Genomic DNA, 17,118 nt, shown 5'->3' with positions numbered 1-17,118 from the left:
CCTTCATACCTCTCAGAACGCCATCGCAGCTGACACCGCACGTTTCCAGCGGTCATAGGCGGCATCACGCTCTTTGGCAGAAAGTTCCGGTTCGAACCGGCGATCCAACGCCCAAGTTTCCGCAAATCCCTGTTGGTCCGGGTAAACGCCTGCGCGCATACCGGCCAGCCAAGCCGCGCCTAATGCAGTGGTTTCCTGCATTACCGGCCGGTCGACCTCGGCGCCCAGGTAATCCGACAATCCCTGCATCGCCCAGTTCGACGCGCTGGCGCCACCGTCCACACGCAGGATAACGTCGGTATCTGCACCCCAGTCGCCCTGCATGGCGTGCCACAGATCGCGCGTCTGGTATGCGATACTTTCCAGCGTGGCCTTGGCAAATTCGGCACGGCCTGAATTCCGGGTCAGACCGAACACCGCGCCCCGGCAATCCGGTTTCCAGTAAGGCGCGCCGAGGCCGGTAAAGGCGGGCACCAGCACGACATGCTGGTTCGGGTCTGCCTTTTGGGCCAGCTCGCCACTTTCCGGGGCGCTCTCGATGATCTGCAATGCATCGCGCAGCCATTGCACGGCAGCCCCGGCCACAAAGATCGACCCTTCCAGCGCATAGGTTCTTTTACCGTCCAATTGATAGGCGATGGTCGTCAACAGGCGGTTCTTCGACTCGACCGGCTTATCCCCTGTGTTCAGAAGAGCAAAACAACCGGTGCCATAGGTGGATTTCATCATGCCGGGTTGGAAGCAGGCCTGACCGATGGTGGCGGCCTGTTGATCACCGGCAACACCAAGAATCGGGATATTCCCCCCAAATAGAGTCGTATTTCCGAAATCCGAGGCGCAATCATGCACCTCGGGCAGCATGTTCATCGGCACGTCCAGCAGATCACAGATTTCGGTGCTCCATTCGCCCTTGTGGATGTCGAACAAAAGCGTACGCGCCGCGTTGGTGGCGTCGGTGACGTGGCTGCGCCCCTCGGTCAGGCGCCAGATCAGGAAACTGTCGATGGTGCCGAACATCAGCTCTCCGGCCTCGGCCCGGTCCCGCGCACCAGGCACGGTGTCCAGCAACCATTTAACTTTGGTGCCCGAGAAATAGGGGTCCAGCAGCAGCCCGGTCTGGGCGGTCACGTCATCCTCGCACCCGGCCTGCTTGTAACGCGCGCAGATCTCGGTGGTACGGCGGTCCTGCCAGACGATCGCGTTGTGGATTGGCGCGCCAGTAGCGCGGTCCCAAACTACTGTTGTTTCGCGCTGGTTAGTGATGCCGATGCCCGCGATCTGATCAGAGGTTACCCCGACACCGTCCATAACCTCGCGGCACACACGCAGGACGCTGTCCCAGATTTCCTCGGCATCATGTTCGACCCAGCCTTCCTGCGGGAAGTGCTGAGTGAATTCGTGCTGCGCGGTGCCTGTGCGCTGCATCTCTGCGTCGAACAGAATTGCCCGCGATGATGTGGTGCCCTGATCAATGGCAAGAATGTAGGTCACGCCTGCGCCCCCCGTCGTTTGGTTTGGCGGGACTTTAGCGCAAACAATGACGAACGTGCCAGAGCGTTCAGACAGGAATATTGTCGATCAGTCGCACGTCATCCGCCCAGGCTGCGGCAAACAGCCGGGCGGGCCGGTTTGCGAGGGTCATCGGGTCCAGCGTTTCGGCACACCGCAATTGAATATATTCCAACTGCGTGAAACCGGCGGCCAACAGATCGATCTCGGCCTGTGCCGCCAAAGGACCAAACTGCGCGCCGTCTTTCAAGGCAGCCGCCAATTCCTGCATGATCCGGTTTTTGTGGGCGGCAATATCCAGCCCCTCGGGCGACAGACGCAGATTGCGCGAGGACATGGCCAGACCAGAGGGCTCGCGCACCGTGGGGCATCCAACAACCTCGGTCGGAATGTCCAGATCGCGGGCCATTCGGGTCACGATCATCAGCTGTTGATAGTCTTTTTCCCCGAAATAGGCTCGATCCGCCTGCGTTTGCAGGAACAGTTTGGCCACGACGGTGGCAACGCCGTCGAAATGGCCGGGGCGGAACTCGCCCTCCATCACATCGGTCAAGCCAGCGACGGAAACTGTGGTGGCAAAGCCCTGTGGGTAAATTTCTTCGGGTTCCGGAACATAGATCGCATCAACGCCGTAGGGGGCCAGTTTCTGCGCATCCTCGTTCTCAGTACGCGGGTACTTTGCCAGATCCTCGGGGTTATTGAACTGTTTTGGGTTTACAAAGATCGTGACGATCACCCGGTCACAACCCGTCTTGGCGGCCTCAACCAGTGACAGGTGCCCCTGATGCAACGCGCCCATGGTCGGAACCACGCCGATCTCTTCACCCTTCCGCTTCCATTTCGAAGTCAAGGCACGCAGGTCGGCCAGACGGCGAAAGATTGGGGCGGTCATGTCTTGGGTCCTTTGATCGGGGCCTGATCGGAAAAGACGTGTTCGGCCGCCGGGAAGGCTCGTGCGCGCACATCGGCGGCATATTCGGCGATGGCGGCTTCGGCCAACGGGCCAAGTTCAGCATAGCGTTTGACGAATTTCGGTTTGAAGGCGGTGAAAAAGCCAACCATGTCGTCCACAACCAGAATCTGACCGTCGCACCCAGCCGAGGCTCCGATTCCGATAGTCGGGATCGCGATCTCAGCCGTGATCTGATCGGCCAGCTTCTGCGGTACTTTTTCAAGAACGACTGAGAACGCGCCCGCCTCGGCCACAGCGCGTGCATCGGCCAGTACAGCCTCGGCCTGTTCGTCGCGGCCCTGAACTTTGTATCCGCCAAGTGTGTTGATCGACTGTGGGGTCAGGCCGATATGCGCCATCACCGGAATCCCGCGCTTGACCAGAAAGCGGATGGTCTCGGTCATCTCGACTCCGCCTTCCAGTTTGACCGCGCCCGCGCTGGTTTCGGACATCAGCCGGGCGGCATTGCGGAATGCCTCGGCAGGCGAGTGCTCGTAACTGGCGAAGGGCATGTCGATGACCATCATCGCACTTTCCAGGCCGCGCGCGACGGCCTGACCATGCATCACCATCATCTCCATCGTCACACCCAGCGTTGATTCCAGCCCGTGCAACACCATGCCGACGCTGTCGCCCACCAAGACAAAATCACAATGATCATCCATCAGCCGCGCCATCGGCGTGGTATAGGCGGTCAGGCTGACCAGCGGCTCGCCGCCTTTGCGGGCGCGAATATCCTGGGCATTCGGGGCTTTTTTGCGGGCGGTGGCGCTCATTGTCGCTCCTCCGGTTGTCATGTTGCAGCGCGGCATAACAGATCGTAGCGGGCTATAGAAACCCCGGTTGCGCGAACATTTCCTTGAATGACCTAAGGTTTAAAGGGAAGTTGGGTGCAGTACGGCCCAAAAAAACGCAGGTTTCCATTTTCAGTGGGGAGTAATTTACATGACAAAGCAGACATTTCGGTCCTTTGCCTCGGTGCTGGCGGTTAGCGCCAGCCTGTTTGGTACACAGGTTTTCGCCAAATCCGACATTACCATCGCGTTGCAACTAGAGCCGCCGCATCTGGACCCGACCAGTGCCGCAGCGCAGGCCATCGATTCGGTGGTTTACACCAATATCTTCGAAGGCCTGACCCGGTTTATGGGTGACGGATCGGTGGTACCCGGACTGGCTGAAAGTTGGGAAATCTCGGAAGATGGCAAGGTCTATACCTTCAAACTGCACGATGGGGTGACCTTCCACGACGGCAGCACGATGGATGCCGAGGACGTCAAGTTCAGCCTGGACCGCGCCCGATCCGAGGATAGCGCAAATGCGCAAAAAGCCCTGTTTGCCGGGATTGAAAACATCGAGGTGGTCGACCCGCTGACCGTCAAGGTGACCCTGTCCGAGCCGAACGGGAACTTCCTGTTCAACCTGGCCTGGGGTGATGCGGTTATTGTCGCGCCCGAAAGCATCGAGGGCATCAAGACCAACCCCGTCGGAACCGGCGCTTTTACCTTTGGTGAATGGGTGCAGGGCGACAGTATCACTCTGAATCGCAACCCGGACTATTGGGGCAATCAGCCTGAATTAGAGACGGCTACGTTCAAATTTATCTCGGACCCGACAGCGGCATTTGCGGCTATGATGGCCGAGGATATCGACGTGTTCGACAACTTCCCTGCGCCAGAAAACCTGCCGCAATTTGAAGCTGATCCACGCTTTCAGGTGCTTGTCGGCTCGACCGAAGGGGAAACCATTCTGTCCACCAATAACAAGATGCCACCCTTCGATGATATCCAAGTGCGTCAGGCATTGGCCCACGCGATTGACCGTCAGGCGATCATCGATGGAGCAATGTTTGGCTATGGCACGCCCATCGGCACCCATTTCGCGCCGCACAACCCGGCTTATGTCGATTTGACCGGGAACTCGGCCTACGACCCCAAGAAGGCCGCCAAGATGTTGGCCGATGCTGGGTATGCGGAAGGGTTTGAAACGACTCTGCACTTGCCGCCGCCCTCGTATGCCCGACGCGGGGGTGAGATTGTGGCCGCCCAACTGGCCGAGGTCGGGATCACGGCCAATATCATCAATGTTGAATGGGCCCAATGGTTGGAATCGGTGTTCAAGGGCAAGGACTTTGGCCTGACCATCGTCAGTCATACCGAGCCTATGGATATCGGGATCTATGCGCGTCCTGACTATTACTTCCAGTATGACAGCACCGATTTCCAGGCGCTGATGGACACGTTGAATTCGACGACGGACCCCGAAGAACGCACCCGTCTGATGGGTGAGGCGCAGCGCCTGATCTCAAGCGATTTCGTCAACGGGTACCTGTTCCAGCTGGCCAAGCTGGGTGTCGCCAAGGCGGGCGTGCAGGGCCTGTGGGAAAACGCGCCCACGGCCGCAATCGATCTGACGCAAATCAGCTGGTCCGAGTAACTCAAGGCAGGGGCCTCTGGTTCATGGCCCCTGCATTTTAGTGTTTTGAGTGAGCCAAGGATGATTTTGTTTCGTGCCCTGTTTCTGGTTTTTGTGACCGTTGCCCTTGCGGCAACGTCAGTGGAACCGGTTGGGGCGCAGAACATGCTGGACAGTCGGTTGGATACGCCCATCGGGACGCCCGAGAACCCGCTGGATGTTGGTATCGGTATTCGAATCGATCAGATCACCAGCGTTGACCAGAAGGCCGAAAACTACGGTGCTGTGGTTGTGCTGCGTGTTGAGTGGACCGACCCGGCGCTGGCTTTTGACCGGCAAGAGCTGGGGCGCGATATCCGGGTTTTCAACCCCCCGGCACTTGCCGATCATGCCGCTGAGATCGGGACGGTGGTGCCTGCATTTGTCATTCACAACCAACAATCCAACAAGTGGATTCACGAATCCGCGGCCTCTCTGCGATATGACGGGCGGGTGCTGTATGTCGAGAAATCCTCGCTGACATTGCAGGCCCCACATTTCGATTTTCGGAAATACCCTTTCGACACGCAGGAGTTCCATTTCGAGGTCGTTTCGATCTTTCCATCCCAATATGTGTCCTATCATCCGATGAACGAATTCTCGGGTCTTGGTGACCTGCTGGGCGAAGAAGAGTGGATTCTGGACAATGCGCGACTTGAAACCTCTCAGGTCACGGGCCTTTCCGGTCAGGACAGCGATCAGGTTGCGCTGATTTTTGAAGGCCACCGACATCTGACCTACTATGTCATTCGGGTGTTTCTGCCGATGCTGGTGCTGATCTCGGTTGGCTGGGCACTGTTCTTTCTGGATGAATACCGCAAACGGATCGAAATTGCCGGCGGAAACTTGCTAGTATTTGTGGCTTTCAACTGGGCGATTTCTGCTGATCTGCCAAAGCTGGGATACCTGACATTTCTGGATTTCGTTCTGCAATGCATGTTCCTGATGACCGGGGCATTGATTGTGTTCAATGTCGCCTTGCGCAGGCTCAAAGTCTCGGGTCGCGAATCCGGGGCGCGCAAGCTGGATAATTACGCCATCAAGTGGATTTACCCGCTGGGTTACGCCGCAATCGTTGGCTATGCCGTTTTTGCCTATCTTCTGGTTCCATAGGTGCTGGACCCGCAGGGCACGCACCCCTAACGTGACCTAGATGCTTCGTTACGCCCTCAAACGACTGATATCGCTGGTGATCAGCCTCGCCGTCGCCTCTGTGGTCATATTTGCCGTGATTGAGGTGGCGCCCGGCGATCCGGCGTCATTCATGCTGGGCGTTAATGCGCAAGAAGATACGCTTGCCGCCCTACGGGCCGAATTGGGTTTGGACGTTTCCAAGCTGCAGCGGTATTTCAATTGGGTTGGCGGGATGATGGTGGGGGATTTCGGAACCTCTTACACCTATCGCACGCCCGTGTCGCAGATGATCGCGGATCGGCTGTGGGTCTCGCTGCCACTGGCGCTGTATGCGCTGACCCTGTCCACCGCGATTGCGTTTCCGGTTGGCATCTACGCCGCCGCGCGCCGGGGCAAACCGGGCGATCTGACGGTAATGGGGGCAACGCAACTTGGCATTGCAGTGCCGAATTTCTGGTTCGCCATGATGTTGGTGCTGATCTTCGCCATCAATCTGCGCTGGTTCAATGCCGGAGGGTTCGCAGGCTGGGATAAGGGGCTTTGGGCAGGGCTACATTCCCTGACACTGCCGGCCATCGCGCTGGCCTGGCCGCAGGCGGCCATTCTGGCGCGGGTCATGCGGTCGTCGCTGTTGGATATTCTGGGTGAGGATTTCATGCGTACCGCACGTGCCAAGGGGTTGTCGCGGCGTCAGGCCCTGTGGCGGCACGGGGTGCGCAACGCGCTGATCCCGGTTCTGACCATCATCGGGCTACAGTTTTCCTTCCTGCTAGCCGGTTCAATCATCATCGAACAGGTGTTCTACCTGCCGGGTCTTGGGCGATTGGTGTTTCAGGCAATCTCGGCCCGCGATCTGATCGTTGTGGAATCCGTGGTGATGCTGCTGGTCTTTGCCGTCATCACCGTGAACTTTCTTGTCGATCTGGCCTATGCCGCCGTTGATCCAAGGTTAAGGAGCCGGACATGAGCCGGAGCCTGATCCTTGGGGCTAGTCTGTCCTCGCTGGTGCTGTTGGCGGCGGCGATTTCCTTTGTCTGGACGCCCTATGACTACGCCGCGCTGAACATCCCCGGCAAACTGCAGCCCCCCAACGCGCAACACTGGTTTGGTACAGATCATTTCGGACGCGACATGTTCTCGATGATCATGGTTGGTGCGCGCACGTCGATTGCGGTGGCCCTGGTGGCGGTGGGCATCGGCATGGCGCTGGGCGTGCCTTTGGGCCTGACAGCGGCTGCGCGCAAAGGGTCGTGGCTGGACGAGCTGATCATGCGCGGTAATGATCTGGTCTTTGCCTTCCCTTCGCTGGTCATTGCCATACTGATCACTGCCGTTTTCGGTGCTGGCGCGATAAATGCGATCATCGCCATTGGCATTTTCAATATCCCGGTTTTTGCACGCATCACTCGCGGCGCAGCGCTATCTCTGTGGGAGCGGGAATTCATCCTGGCCGCGCGCGTTTCGGGCAAAGGTGCGGCACGGATATCGGCCGAGCATATCCTGCCCAACGTCGCCAATCTTCTTATCGTTCAGGGCACCATCCAGTTCTCGTTGGGAATTCTGGCCGAGGCAGGTCTTTCCTATGTCGGTCTAGGCGCGCAACCGCCCACGCCAAGTTGGGGCCGGATGCTGGCTGATGCGCAAACTATGGTCAGTTTTGCCCCGCATTTGGCTCTGATTCCGGGTCTGGCGATCATTGTCACGGTACTGGGGTTGAACCTGCTGGGCGATGGGTTGCGCGATTGGCTGGATCCCCGGATCAGAGTGGCCCGCGCATGAGTTTGCTTGAGATCAAAAACCTGTCGCTGTCCATTCACGGCACGGACATCCTGAAACAGGTCAATCTGTCCATTGCGCCCGGTCAGATCGTGGCCGTGACCGGGGAAAGCGGGTCGGGTAAATCGATGACCGCGCTTGCGGTGATGCAGCTTTTGCCGGACGGGGCAAAGACAGCCGGTGCCATCCGGCTGAACGGCTCAGATATGCTGGGCCGCAACGAAAACGACATGTGTGCCTTGCGCGGTGCCGCGATCGGTATGGTGTTCCAAGAGCCGATGACCGCACTGAACCCAGTCAAAACCATCGGCGATCAGGTGATGGAGACCATCCTGATCCACAAGGCGATGCCGCCCAGACAGGCGCGTGACCGGGCGGAGGAAGTTCTGACCCGTGTTGGCCTGCCGCCGGATCGCTTCCCGCTGTCCCGCTTTCCGCACGAACTATCCGGGGGTCAGCGCCAGCGCGTCGTAATTGCGATGGCGATTGCCTTGCGTCCCAAGCTGTTGATCGCGGATGAGCCGACCACAGCGCTGGATGTGACAACGCAGGCGCAAATCCTGAAGCTTCTGAAAGGGCTTGTGTCGGAATACGACATGGGGCTGTTGATGATCACTCATGACCTTGCCGTGGTCGCGGATATGGCTGACCAAATCGTTGTCATGCGCCATGGCGAAATGGTCGAATCCGGAGCAACCGGCCACCTGCTGCAACACATGAAGCATCCATATACCCGTATGCTGTTCGAGGCTTCGGGGCATCAGGTATACCTGCCTGAACCCGCGCAATCCCGCCCTTTACTTGAAGTGACAAATGTCGTTCGCGACTATCGTCTGCCCCGCAAAGGGCTGTTTGAAAAACCCGGGCATCACAGGGCGGTGAACCAAGTCAGCTTTACGCTCAACTGCGGAGAACGTTTGGGCCTGGTCGGCGAGTCGGGGTGTGGAAAATCGACCCTAACAAAGGCAATATTGGGCCTGGAAGAAGTTCAGGGCGGTGATATTCGTCTGGACGGGCAGCCTGTCTTTTCGGGTCACAAACCCAACCTCGCCGTGCGGCGCAAGATGCAGGTGGTCTTTCAGGACCCCTATGGCAGCTTCAATCCACGTCACCGCGTGGCCCGGCTGATCACTGAACCATTCCATCTGCTCGATGCCCCTGTAACGGGGTCCGAGAGGCAGGACCGGATCGCTGAAATGTTGACAGCGGTGGGTCTCAGCCCGGATGACGCTGGTAAGTATATCCATGAATTCTCGGGCGGTCAGAGACAGCGCATCGCCATCGCCCGTGCCTTAATCATCCGGCCCGAACTGATCTTGTTTGACGAGGCCGTCTCGGCCCTTGATGTGTCGGTCCGGGCGCAGATCCTCGACCTGTTGGCCGAACTATGTGAGGCCTATGAACTGACTTATCTGTTCATTAGCCATGATCTGAGCGTCGTGCGCACCATCACTGACCGCGTTATGGTGATGCAGGCCGGAAAGATCGTAGAAGAGGGCGATACCGATAGTGTCTTCTCTGACCCACAACATCAATACACAAAAGACCTGATTAATGCCGCGCCAGTGCTGCCAGACATTGGTCGGGATGTGGCGTGAACTGCATATTAGAGCCAAAAACAGGAGTATCTCATGTCCAGCCCCCTTTGGTTTGATCCAAGCTTGTGTCTGATCGGCGGCAATTGGGTGCCGCCAGCCTCAGAACAAACATTGCCTTTGATCAATCCTTCTGACGGCTCAGAGATTTGCCAGATCGCAAGGGGTGGCGCGCATGATGTTGATGCTGCGGTCAGGGCGGCTCAGACTGCGATTGACGGGGATTGGGGACGAAAGACCGCACTGGAGCGGGGCCGTATCCTCACGCGTATTGGGAGGATTGTTTTGGAGCGTGTCGAGGACCTGGCCACGCTAGAGGCCATGGATGTCGGCAAGCCCCTGACGCAGGCACGGGCAGATGCGGTTGCGTTGGCACGGTATTGCGAATTCTATGGTGGCGCCGCGGACAAGGTCATGGGCGAGACCATCCCGTATCTGGATGGCTACACCGTCTATACTTTACGGGAACCGCACGGCGTGACGGGGCATATCGTGCCATGGAACTATCCGATGCAGATCATCGGGCGGTCGGTTGGGGCCGCACTGGCGATGGGCAATGCCTGCGTTCTGAAACCTGCGGAAGAAGCTTGCCTGACCGCGCTGGCCTTTGCGCATCTGGCGCAAGAGGCCGGTTTGCCCGCCGGTGCCCTGAACGTCGTACCCGGGTTGGGGGCCGAGGCGGGGGCGGCTTTGGCGGGCCATACGGGCGTGCACCATGTCTCGTTTACCGGGTCGGTTGCTACGGGGGCGACGGTGCAGCAGGCAGCGGGGCAAAACGTGGTTCCTGTGACGCTGGAGCTTGGGGGGAAGTCGCCTCAATTGGTGTTTGACGATGCCGATCTGGATGCAGCCCTGCCGTTTCTGGTCAACGCGGGGGTTCAGAATGCGGGGCAAACCTGCTCTGCCTCATCACGCATTCTGGTGCAGCGCGGGGTTTATGATCAGGTCAAGCAACGCATGGCAGCGGCCTATGCAGATTTGACCGTTGGCCCGGCGCAGGATGATCTGCGCGTTGGCCCGCTGATATCGGCTCGTCAAAAGGACATCGTTTCGGGTTTTCTTTCCAAGGGTGCAGACCTGACCGTCGCAGGGCAAGGGCGGATCGTAGACGGGGCGCGGTCCGAAGGCGCCTATGTTGTGCCGACCCTTTTTGCGGACGTTCCGCCGGATCACAGTCTGGCCAAGGATGAGATTTTCGGCCCTGTTCAGGTGCTTATCCCATTCGATTCAGAAGAAGACGCGGTGAAGATCGCCAACGACACCGATTACGGGCTGGTCGCAAGCATCTGGACCCGCGACGGCGCACGGCAGATGCGGCTGGCAAAGCAACTGCGCTCGGGTCAGGTGTTCATCAACAACTACGGCGCGGGTGGTGGCGTAGAGCTGCCCTTTGGTGGTGTCGGAAAATCCGGTCACGGCCGCGAGAAAGGGTTCGAGGCCTTGTATGGCTTTTCCCAGTTGAAAACGGTCGCGGCTTACCATGGTTAGAGCCTAAACAATCACCTCGATCGCTTCTTGCGCACCTACGCCGAACACTCGTTTGTAGCGTTCGATCTGGTCCTTTGGTCCCATTGCCTTTTCCGGGTTGTCCGACAGTTTCACGGTCGGCTGGCCATTGGCGGACACAGCCTTGCAGACCAGTGAGAACGGCGCCAATGCATCGTTTGGCACGAGCCCGCGAAAATCGTTGGTCAGCAAAGTGCCCCACCCGAACGAGACTTTGGTTCTGTGGGCGAATTGAGTGTGCAGTTCCCGAATTTTGTCGACATCCAGACCATCCGAGAAGATCACGCGCTTTTCCAGGGGGTCTTCTCTACGGGATTGCCACCACTTGATCGCGGTTTCCGCGCCTGTTGCGGGATCACCGCTGTCGATGCGAATGCCGGTCCATCCGGCCAGCCAGTCGGGGGCGCGATCCAGAAAGCCCTGCGTGCCATAGGTGTCGGGCAGAATGATGCGCAGATTGCCGTCATGTTCGTCGTGCCAGTCGCTCAGCACGTCATAGGGCGCCTGCGCCAGTTCGGCATCGTCTTTGGCAAGGGCACTGTAGACCATCGGCAGTTCGTGCGCGTTGGTGCCGATGGCCTCAACTTCGCGCCGCATGGCGATCAGACAGTTCGATGTACCGGTAAAGGACGATCCCAGACCCTCGATCATGGCCTGCACGCACCAGTCCTGCCAAAGAAAGCTGTGTCGACGTCGGGTTCCGAAGTCAGCGATCCCAAGTCCGTCAATATCCCGCAGCTTTTCGATCTTCTTCCAAACGCGGGTCATGGCCTGGGCATATAGCACCTGCAGCTCGAACCGCCGCATGTTGTTCAGCACTGCGCGCGAGCGCAGCTCCATCAGAACCGCAAGAGCCGGGATTTCCCACAGCATAACCTCGTGCCATTTACCCTCAAAGGTCAGCTCGTACTGATCGCCCTTCCGTTCCAGGTGATAGGGCGGCAGGCGCATGTTTTCGAACCATTCCATGAAATCCGAACGGAACATCTGACGTTTGCCATAGAACGTATTGCCCCGCAGCCACGTGCTTTCGCCCCGGCTCAGGCTAAGCGACCGGATATGATCCAATTGCTCGCGCAGCTCGCCTTCATCGATAAGTTTGGCCAAAGGGATGTGATTCGACCGGTTGATCAGGGAAAAAGCCACATCCGTTTGGGGCTTATTTCGAAACACTGACTGGCACATCAGCAGTTTGTAGAAATCCGTGTCGATCAAAGACCGTACAATCGGGTCAATCTTCCATTTATGATTGTACACGCGTGTCGCAATATCGACCATGGGGAACTCCTGCGATTTCCGTTGTTAGATCAATCGGTGCGTGGAATGGCAAGAGTCGCTAGAATGATAACAATGACAAGGTCAGGTCACATTGCGAGCATATTGTGTGATCTTTTCACAGTTTAGTGAAAAGAGAGGGATGGTTGAACGAGGTTAATTTGGTGAATGGTTCTCGAGTACGATTTTGACATCGTTGTTAACGAAGAATTGGAAGATGACGCCGGTTCAGAGCGATTGGACATTTCCGTCGCGCGTGCCCGATTCCGTCATGTGAAAACGGCTGGCGCGCTCAGGGCTGCTTCACCGAAGATTCGCAAGATTTTTCAGGAAGCTGGGTTCGATCTGGATTCGACCGACAGCAACATGACGCATGGCTTCTACCCCCCGCGGGATGGAACCGAGCGCGAGCGGATTTTGCGCGCGTTGTTCACCAATATCCGCGAACTGGGGATCAGCGGCGAGTATTGCGGTGAGTTCGATTTTCACCGCTTCATCGATGACCTGAAAAAGGCGAAACCACGTGCGGGCATGCAACGTCATGTGCCTGACTGGACACCAAAACCCAGAAAGGCGACACCAGCCAAACCCGAGCGGCGTACCGTCCCAGGGCGTATCGGCTTTGCGTTGGGGCTGGCGGTGATCCTGTTTGCGGTACTCAGATATCTTGCCGAAACAGGCAGCGCTCCTTAATCCAGTGTAACGCCTGCGGCGCGCATCGCGGCCATGGCGGCTGCCAATGATCCATCCATATCAATCGCCCGACATGCGTCCATTCGGACCGTGACATCAAAACCCAACCGGGCGGCGTCGACGGCCGAAAAATGAACACAGAAATCTGTGGCCAGCCCAACCATGGTCAGTTTGGTGATGCCACGTGATTTCAAATACCCATCCAAACCTGTCGGCGTCTTCTGATCGTTTTCGAAAAACGCGGAATAACTATCGATGCCGCGCCGAAAGCCTTTGCGAATGACAAGATCAGCATGGGTATTCAAGTCCGGGTGGAATTCCGCACCGTCGGTGCCCTGCACACAATGATCCGGCCACAAGACCTGCGGCCCATAATGCATTTCGGTCATGTCCAAGGGGGCTTTACCGTCGTGCTCGCTGGCAAAGGACGAATGTCCCGCCGGGTGCCAATCCTGCGTCAGGATCACGGCGTCGAACTCTGCCATCATAGCGTTGATGGGGTCCACGATCTCGTGACCTCCGGGCACCGCCAGCGCACCACCGGGGCAGAAATCGTTCTGAACGTCGATTACAATCAGGGCATGGGCCATCGGGAATCTCCTCGCATTGTTCTATCGGTAGGGGGCAGGGCGGGGGGCGTCAATCCGGTCCCTTGCGACTCTTGTCCAGCAGGTTTAGACCGCGCGCATGTATACGATCGCTGCTCTCTATCACTTCACCCGTTTTTCGGATCACGTGTCCCTGCGCGACCCGCTGCTGGACCTATGCCGCGCGCAATCAGTCAAGGGCACCTTGTTGCTGGCTGCCGAGGGGATCAACGGAACCATCGCCGGCCCGCGTAGTGGGATCGATGCGGTGCTGGCCCACATCAAGGCTTTGCCCGGATGTGCGGATCTAGAGTGGAAAGAGGCCACATCTGACCGCCCGCCCTTTGGCAAAATGAAGGTGCGCCTGAAAAAAGAGATCGTGACCATGGGCCAGCCGGACGTCGATCCGCGTGCCCGCGTCGGCAATTATGTCGAGCCCGAGGACTGGAACGATCTCATTCGGTCTGACGATGTGGTCGTGATCGACACACGCAACGACTACGAGGTGGCGATTGGTACATTTGAGGGCGCAGTAGACCCTGAAACAGCCAGTTTCCGTGATTTTCCGGCCTGGTGGGAGGAAAACAAAGACCGCTTTCACAACAAGCGGGTTGCCATGTTCTGCACCGGCGGCATCCGTTGTGAGAAATCCACCAACTACCTGTTGGGGCAGGGCGTTGAGGATGTGTATCACCTGAAAGGCGGCATTCTGCGGTATCTCGAAGAGATGCCCGCTGAGGACAGTAGTTGGCAGGGTGAGTGCTTTGTCTTCGACAATCGTGTCTCGGTCGGACATGGGCTGGTCGAAGGGCCGCACAACCTGTGCCATGGCTGTCGCCGCCCGATCCTGCCCGAGGATATGAAGCGCCCGGAATACGAGCACGGCGTGTCCTGCCATCGGTGCATTAACGAGACATCAGAAGCGGACAAAACGCGGTTCCGCGAACGCCAGAAACAGATCCTGCTGTCACGTCAGCGCGGGCAAGAACACCTTGGCATTGAATGATGGGTGAATGATTAAGGTTGCGGGTACAGGCCGGAACCCTGATGATCGCGGAAAAACCTAGGCCATCGGAGGTTTTATGCACCGTGAACCTACAACCCTGGAAGAGTGGAAATCGACGCTTATCGCAGCGGTCGGACTGGTTATTGCCAGTTTTTTCGCGTGGTATGGTCTGTCGCGCCTGAGTGAGGCGGCCGCAGGGGAAACCATTGGTACTATTGTGTCGGTCTGCCTGGTGGTTTGGGTCGCATCGCAATCTTGGTACTACATGACACAGGTGAAGCTGCCGCATCGACGCTTGTTTCTGATGGGTGTGTCATTCATTCAGGTCGTGCCGTTCTTGTTCGCGGCGGCGTATGGCGCATTCGGCTACGCCGACAATTGCGTTGTCGGTGCAGATGCCCCAGCCGATTTCCTGTATTTTTCATACGTCACCTTCACCACTGTGGGATATGGCGACATGATCCCAACAGGCTTGTGTCGCGGACTGGCCGTCGCTGAGGCTGTTACCGGCTACATCCTCTTGGGTATGTTTGTTGCTGCTACGGTTGCGCTATATACCCGCCACCATAAACATTAGACGGCCATTATTTGTTCTGATCAATCCAGCGGGACATCATCTGTTTATCGCGGAAACACTCGGACGGGATAGGCCTGCGCTTGCTGCGGGAAATGCGTTCGGCAAATGCAACCTGTTTCCCGGTTGGATAGTTCGCGAAGGGCGAAGGGTCGATTGGTTTGTGCGCCGATATCCAGGCCGACATCGACCTGCGGTCCTGCTGTGCCTCGACTGGGATTTCCAAGGCTGACTGCTGGGCAATTGCTCGGGCATATCGCATTTGTTGGTCGGTGACAGGCAACAAATGATAATCGTTCGACGGGCCATTCAGGGCCAGGTTTCTGCCGTGGTAAGACATCGGATTGTTCCTCTGACTATGTAGAACATAAATGGAACATTAAGCTTTTTATTCAAGAGGTCGCCGATTCACATCAGCGGGAGTCCGCCGTGAACTGCTTTTATTGACTGGTCAATCAATAAAATATAAACGCGAAAGAAAGAACTTCTGAGAAGGAAATCGGCATGAAGTTTCAGCCCAAAGCGAGCCATTTCATCAACGGCGCATATGTCGAAGATACCAACGGCACCTCTATCGACGTGATCTACCCGGCCACCGGTGAAATCATCGCCCGGCTGCACTCTGCCACGCCGGATATTGTAGATCAGGCTCTAACAAGCGCCAAAACCGCTCAGGCAGAGTGGGCGGCAATGTCCGGGACCGAGCGTGGGCGCATCCTGAGACGGGCATCTGACATCATGCGCGACCGCAATCGCGCGCTTTCGATCCTCGAAACCCACGACACCGGTAAACCCTTGCAGGAAACACTGGTGGCAGACGCCACATCGGGTGCGGATGCGCTGGAGTACTTCGGGGGGCTGGCTGCGTCATTGACGGGTGAACATATCCCGCTGGGCGGCGGAGACTTTGTCTACACCATCCGCGAGGCGCTGGGCGTTTGCGTCGGTATCGGCGCATGGAACTACCCGACCCAGATCGCATGCTGGAAAGGCGCCCCTGCGCTGGCCTGCGGCAACACGATGGTCTTCAAACCGTCCGAGACCACGCCCCTGTCGGCGTTGCAGGTTGCCGAGATCCTGATCGAGGCGGGCGCGCCCAAGGGCGTCTATAACGTGGTTCAGGGCTATGGCGATGTTGGCGCATCGCTTGTGACCGATCCGCGCGTGGCCAAGGTTTCGCTGACTGGCTCCGTTCCGACCGGCCGCAAGGTCTATGCCGCGGCCGCCGACGGCATGAAGCATGTGACGATGGAACTGGGCGGCAAGTCCCCGATGATCGTGTTCGACGACGCCGATATCGAAAACGCTGTTTCGGGTGCGATCCTGGGCAACTTCTATTCCTCGGGTCAGGTCTGTTCGAACGGCACTCGTGTCTTTGTGCAGAAAGGCGTCAAAGAGGCATTCCTCAAGCGCCTCTCTGAACGTCTGGCCACTGCGAAAATCGGTGATCCGCTGGATGAGGGCGTCAACTTTGGCCCCATGGTCAGCGAAAACCAGATGAACATCGCGCTGAGCTATGTCGAAAAGGGCAAGGCCGAAGGTGCACGTCTGGTATTTGGCGGTGAGCGGATCGACGGTGACGGCTTCTACATGCAGCCCACTGTGTTTGCGGATGTGACGGACGATATGGCCATCGCGCGCGAAGAAATCTTTGGCCCGGTCATGTCTGTGCTGAATTTTGATACCGAAGAAGAGGTGATGGCCCGCGCCAATGATACCGAATTCGGCCTAGCCGCCGGTGTGTTCACCAACGACCTGACCCGCGCGCACCGCATCGTGGCCGGGTTCGAGGCGGGCACCTGCTATATCAATACCTATAATTTGGCTCCGGTCGAGGCGCCGTTTGGCGGGTCTAAAATGTCGGGCGTTGGGCGCGAGAACTCGAAACTGGCGATCAACCACTTCAGCGAGATGAAGACGGTCTATGTTTCGATGAACGACGTCGAAGCGCCTTACTAATCAAAACCGGCCATTCAAGCTCTGTTCCCGACATTTCGCGTCGGGAACAGAGCATAAGCCACATAAGACATGTGGCTGACTTCCTCCAAAGGGTGCCGTTT

The 17,118-nt window shown here is 57.8% G+C and carries 16 protein-coding genes; 10 read left to right on the top strand and 6 right to left on the bottom strand.

Features of this window, described 5'->3' with window-relative positions:
- Window positions 1-12: 12 nt before the first annotated feature.
- The 3 genes from glpK to panB all read right to left on the bottom strand — a co-directional run bounded on the left by glpK (window position 13) and on the right by panB (window position 3,237).
- The gene (gene glpK / locus DS906_RS15235) at window positions 13-1,491 is read right to left on the bottom strand and encodes a glycerol kinase GlpK (protein WP_113790975.1); all 1,479 of its coding nucleotides are present in this window, start codon (window positions 1,489-1,491) and stop codon (window positions 13-15) included.
- Window positions 1,492-1,558: 67 nt separating this feature from the next.
- Window positions 1,559-2,401: a pantoate--beta-alanine ligase gene (gene panC, locus DS906_RS15230; protein ID WP_113790974.1), complete on the bottom strand. Its 843-nt coding sequence runs from the start codon at window positions 2,399-2,401 to the stop codon at window positions 1,559-1,561.
- Window positions 2,398-3,237 (bottom strand): 3-methyl-2-oxobutanoate hydroxymethyltransferase, encoded by an 840-nt coding sequence (gene panB, locus DS906_RS15225; protein ID WP_113790973.1) that lies wholly within the window; start codon window positions 3,235-3,237, stop codon window positions 2,398-2,400. The genes panC and panB overlap by 4 nt, the downstream gene beginning before the upstream one ends.
- A 169-nt stretch (window positions 3,238-3,406) precedes the next feature.
- Here panB and DS906_RS15220 point away from each other — a divergent pair, with 169 nt between their 5' ends.
- Genes DS906_RS15220 through DS906_RS15195 form a run of 6 tightly spaced genes read left to right on the top strand, consistent with a single transcriptional unit; the run spans window position 3,407 to window position 10,905 of the window.
- A complete protein-coding gene (locus DS906_RS15220; RefSeq protein WP_113790972.1) occupies window positions 3,407-4,894 on the top strand; it encodes an ABC transporter substrate-binding protein in 1,488 nt (495 codons plus the stop codon).
- Window positions 4,895-4,954: 60 nt separating this feature from the next.
- On the top strand, window positions 4,955-6,025 hold the full coding sequence (locus DS906_RS15215) for a hypothetical protein (protein ID WP_113790971.1): 1,071 nt from the start codon (window positions 4,955-4,957) through the stop codon (window positions 6,023-6,025).
- A gap of 40 nt (window positions 6,026-6,065) precedes the next feature.
- Window positions 6,066-7,013 (top strand): ABC transporter permease, encoded by a 948-nt coding sequence (locus DS906_RS15210; RefSeq protein ID WP_113790970.1) that lies wholly within the window; start codon window positions 6,066-6,068, stop codon window positions 7,011-7,013.
- Window positions 7,010-7,825 (top strand): ABC transporter permease, encoded by an 816-nt coding sequence (locus DS906_RS15205; RefSeq protein ID WP_113790969.1) that lies wholly within the window; start codon window positions 7,010-7,012, stop codon window positions 7,823-7,825. Before DS906_RS15210 ends, DS906_RS15205 begins: the two co-directional genes overlap by 4 nt.
- Window positions 7,822-9,420: an ABC transporter ATP-binding protein gene (locus DS906_RS15200; protein ID WP_113790968.1), complete on the top strand. Its 1,599-nt coding sequence runs from the start codon at window positions 7,822-7,824 to the stop codon at window positions 9,418-9,420. Before DS906_RS15205 ends, DS906_RS15200 begins: the two co-directional genes overlap by 4 nt.
- 33 nt (window positions 9,421-9,453) lie before the next feature.
- Window positions 9,454-10,905, top strand: coding sequence for an aldehyde dehydrogenase family protein (locus DS906_RS15195; protein WP_113790967.1), 1,452 nt, complete (start codon window positions 9,454-9,456; stop codon window positions 10,903-10,905).
- 3 nt (window positions 10,906-10,908) lie between these two features.
- Here the strand turns inward: DS906_RS15195 and pncB are convergent, their stop codons facing one another.
- Window positions 10,909-12,201, bottom strand: coding sequence for a nicotinate phosphoribosyltransferase (gene pncB / locus DS906_RS15190; RefSeq protein ID WP_113790966.1), 1,293 nt, complete (start codon window positions 12,199-12,201; stop codon window positions 10,909-10,911).
- Window positions 12,202-12,366: 165 nt separating this feature from the next.
- Between pncB and DS906_RS15185 the strand changes: the two genes are divergently transcribed.
- Entirely contained in the window at window positions 12,367-12,891 is a 525-nt protein-coding gene (locus DS906_RS15185; RefSeq protein WP_113790965.1) for a hypothetical protein, read from the top strand.
- Here DS906_RS15185 and pncA read toward each other — a convergent pair.
- Window positions 12,888-13,481, bottom strand: a complete 594-nt coding sequence (gene pncA, locus DS906_RS15180) for a bifunctional nicotinamidase/pyrazinamidase (RefSeq protein WP_113790964.1) — start codon at window positions 13,479-13,481, stop codon at window positions 12,888-12,890. The genes DS906_RS15185 and pncA overlap by 4 nt on opposite strands.
- Window positions 13,482-13,578: 97 nt before the next feature.
- On the opposite strand from pncA, the gene DS906_RS15175 reads away from it, so the two are divergent.
- Both DS906_RS15175 and DS906_RS15170 read left to right on the top strand, forming a co-directional pair.
- The gene (locus DS906_RS15175; RefSeq protein WP_113790963.1) at window positions 13,579-14,484 is read left to right on the top strand and encodes a rhodanese-related sulfurtransferase; all 906 of its coding nucleotides are present in this window, start codon (window positions 13,579-13,581) and stop codon (window positions 14,482-14,484) included.
- Window positions 14,485-14,560: 76 nt separating this feature from the next.
- On the top strand, window positions 14,561-15,061 hold the full coding sequence (locus DS906_RS15170) for a potassium channel family protein (protein WP_058275022.1): 501 nt from the start codon (window positions 14,561-14,563) through the stop codon (window positions 15,059-15,061).
- A 7-nt stretch (window positions 15,062-15,068) separates the two neighbouring features.
- Here the strand turns inward: DS906_RS15170 and DS906_RS15165 are convergent, their stop codons facing one another.
- The gene (locus tag DS906_RS15165; protein WP_113790962.1) at window positions 15,069-15,398 is read right to left on the bottom strand and encodes a hypothetical protein; all 330 of its coding nucleotides are present in this window, start codon (window positions 15,396-15,398) and stop codon (window positions 15,069-15,071) included.
- Between the two features lie 164 nt (window positions 15,399-15,562).
- Here DS906_RS15165 and betB point away from each other — a divergent pair, with 164 nt between their 5' ends.
- Window positions 15,563-17,017 (top strand): betaine-aldehyde dehydrogenase, encoded by a 1,455-nt coding sequence (betB, locus tag DS906_RS15160; RefSeq protein WP_113790961.1) that lies wholly within the window; start codon window positions 15,563-15,565, stop codon window positions 17,015-17,017.
- The last annotated feature ends 101 nt before the right edge of the window (window positions 17,018-17,118 follow it).

This window comes from Ruegeria sp. A3M17, assembly GCF_003318255.1.
Classification (GTDB): Bacteria; Pseudomonadota; Alphaproteobacteria; order Rhodobacterales; family Rhodobacteraceae; genus Ruegeria.
This window is presented reverse-complemented; position numbering and strand designations above follow the sequence as displayed.

Excerpts from the sequence above, each read along its gene's own strand:
- panC (WP_113790974.1), bottom strand. The coding sequence starts at position 2,401 with ATGACCGCCCCAATCTTTCGCCGTCTGGCCGACCTGCGTGCCTTGACT.
- panB (WP_113790973.1), bottom strand. The coding sequence starts at position 3,237 with ATGAGCGCCACCGCCCGCAAAAAAGCCCCGAATGCCCAGGATATTCGC.
- DS906_RS15220 (WP_113790972.1), top strand. The coding sequence starts at position 3,407 with ATGACAAAGCAGACATTTCGGTCCTTTGCCTCGGTGCTGGCGGTTAGC.
- DS906_RS15215 (WP_113790971.1), top strand. The coding sequence starts at position 4,955 with ATGATTTTGTTTCGTGCCCTGTTTCTGGTTTTTGTGACCGTTGCCCTT.
- DS906_RS15210 (WP_113790970.1), top strand. The coding sequence starts at position 6,066 with ATGCTTCGTTACGCCCTCAAACGACTGATATCGCTGGTGATCAGCCTC.
- DS906_RS15205 (WP_113790969.1), top strand. The coding sequence starts at position 7,010 with ATGAGCCGGAGCCTGATCCTTGGGGCTAGTCTGTCCTCGCTGGTGCTG.
- DS906_RS15200 (WP_113790968.1), top strand. The coding sequence starts at position 7,822 with ATGAGTTTGCTTGAGATCAAAAACCTGTCGCTGTCCATTCACGGCACG.
- DS906_RS15195 (WP_113790967.1), top strand. The coding sequence starts at position 9,454 with ATGTCCAGCCCCCTTTGGTTTGATCCAAGCTTGTGTCTGATCGGCGGC.
- pncB (WP_113790966.1), bottom strand. The coding sequence starts at position 12,201 with ATGGTCGATATTGCGACACGCGTGTACAATCATAAATGGAAGATTGAC.
- DS906_RS15185 (WP_113790965.1), top strand. The coding sequence starts at position 12,367 with ATGGTTCTCGAGTACGATTTTGACATCGTTGTTAACGAAGAATTGGAA.
- pncA (WP_113790964.1), bottom strand. The coding sequence starts at position 13,481 with ATGGCCCATGCCCTGATTGTAATCGACGTTCAGAACGATTTCTGCCCC.
- DS906_RS15175 (WP_113790963.1), top strand. The coding sequence starts at position 13,579 with ATGTATACGATCGCTGCTCTCTATCACTTCACCCGTTTTTCGGATCAC.
- DS906_RS15170 (WP_058275022.1), top strand. The coding sequence starts at position 14,561 with ATGCACCGTGAACCTACAACCCTGGAAGAGTGGAAATCGACGCTTATC.
- DS906_RS15165 (WP_113790962.1), bottom strand. The coding sequence starts at position 15,398 with ATGTCTTACCACGGCAGAAACCTGGCCCTGAATGGCCCGTCGAACGAT.
- betB (WP_113790961.1), top strand. The coding sequence starts at position 15,563 with ATGAAGTTTCAGCCCAAAGCGAGCCATTTCATCAACGGCGCATATGTC.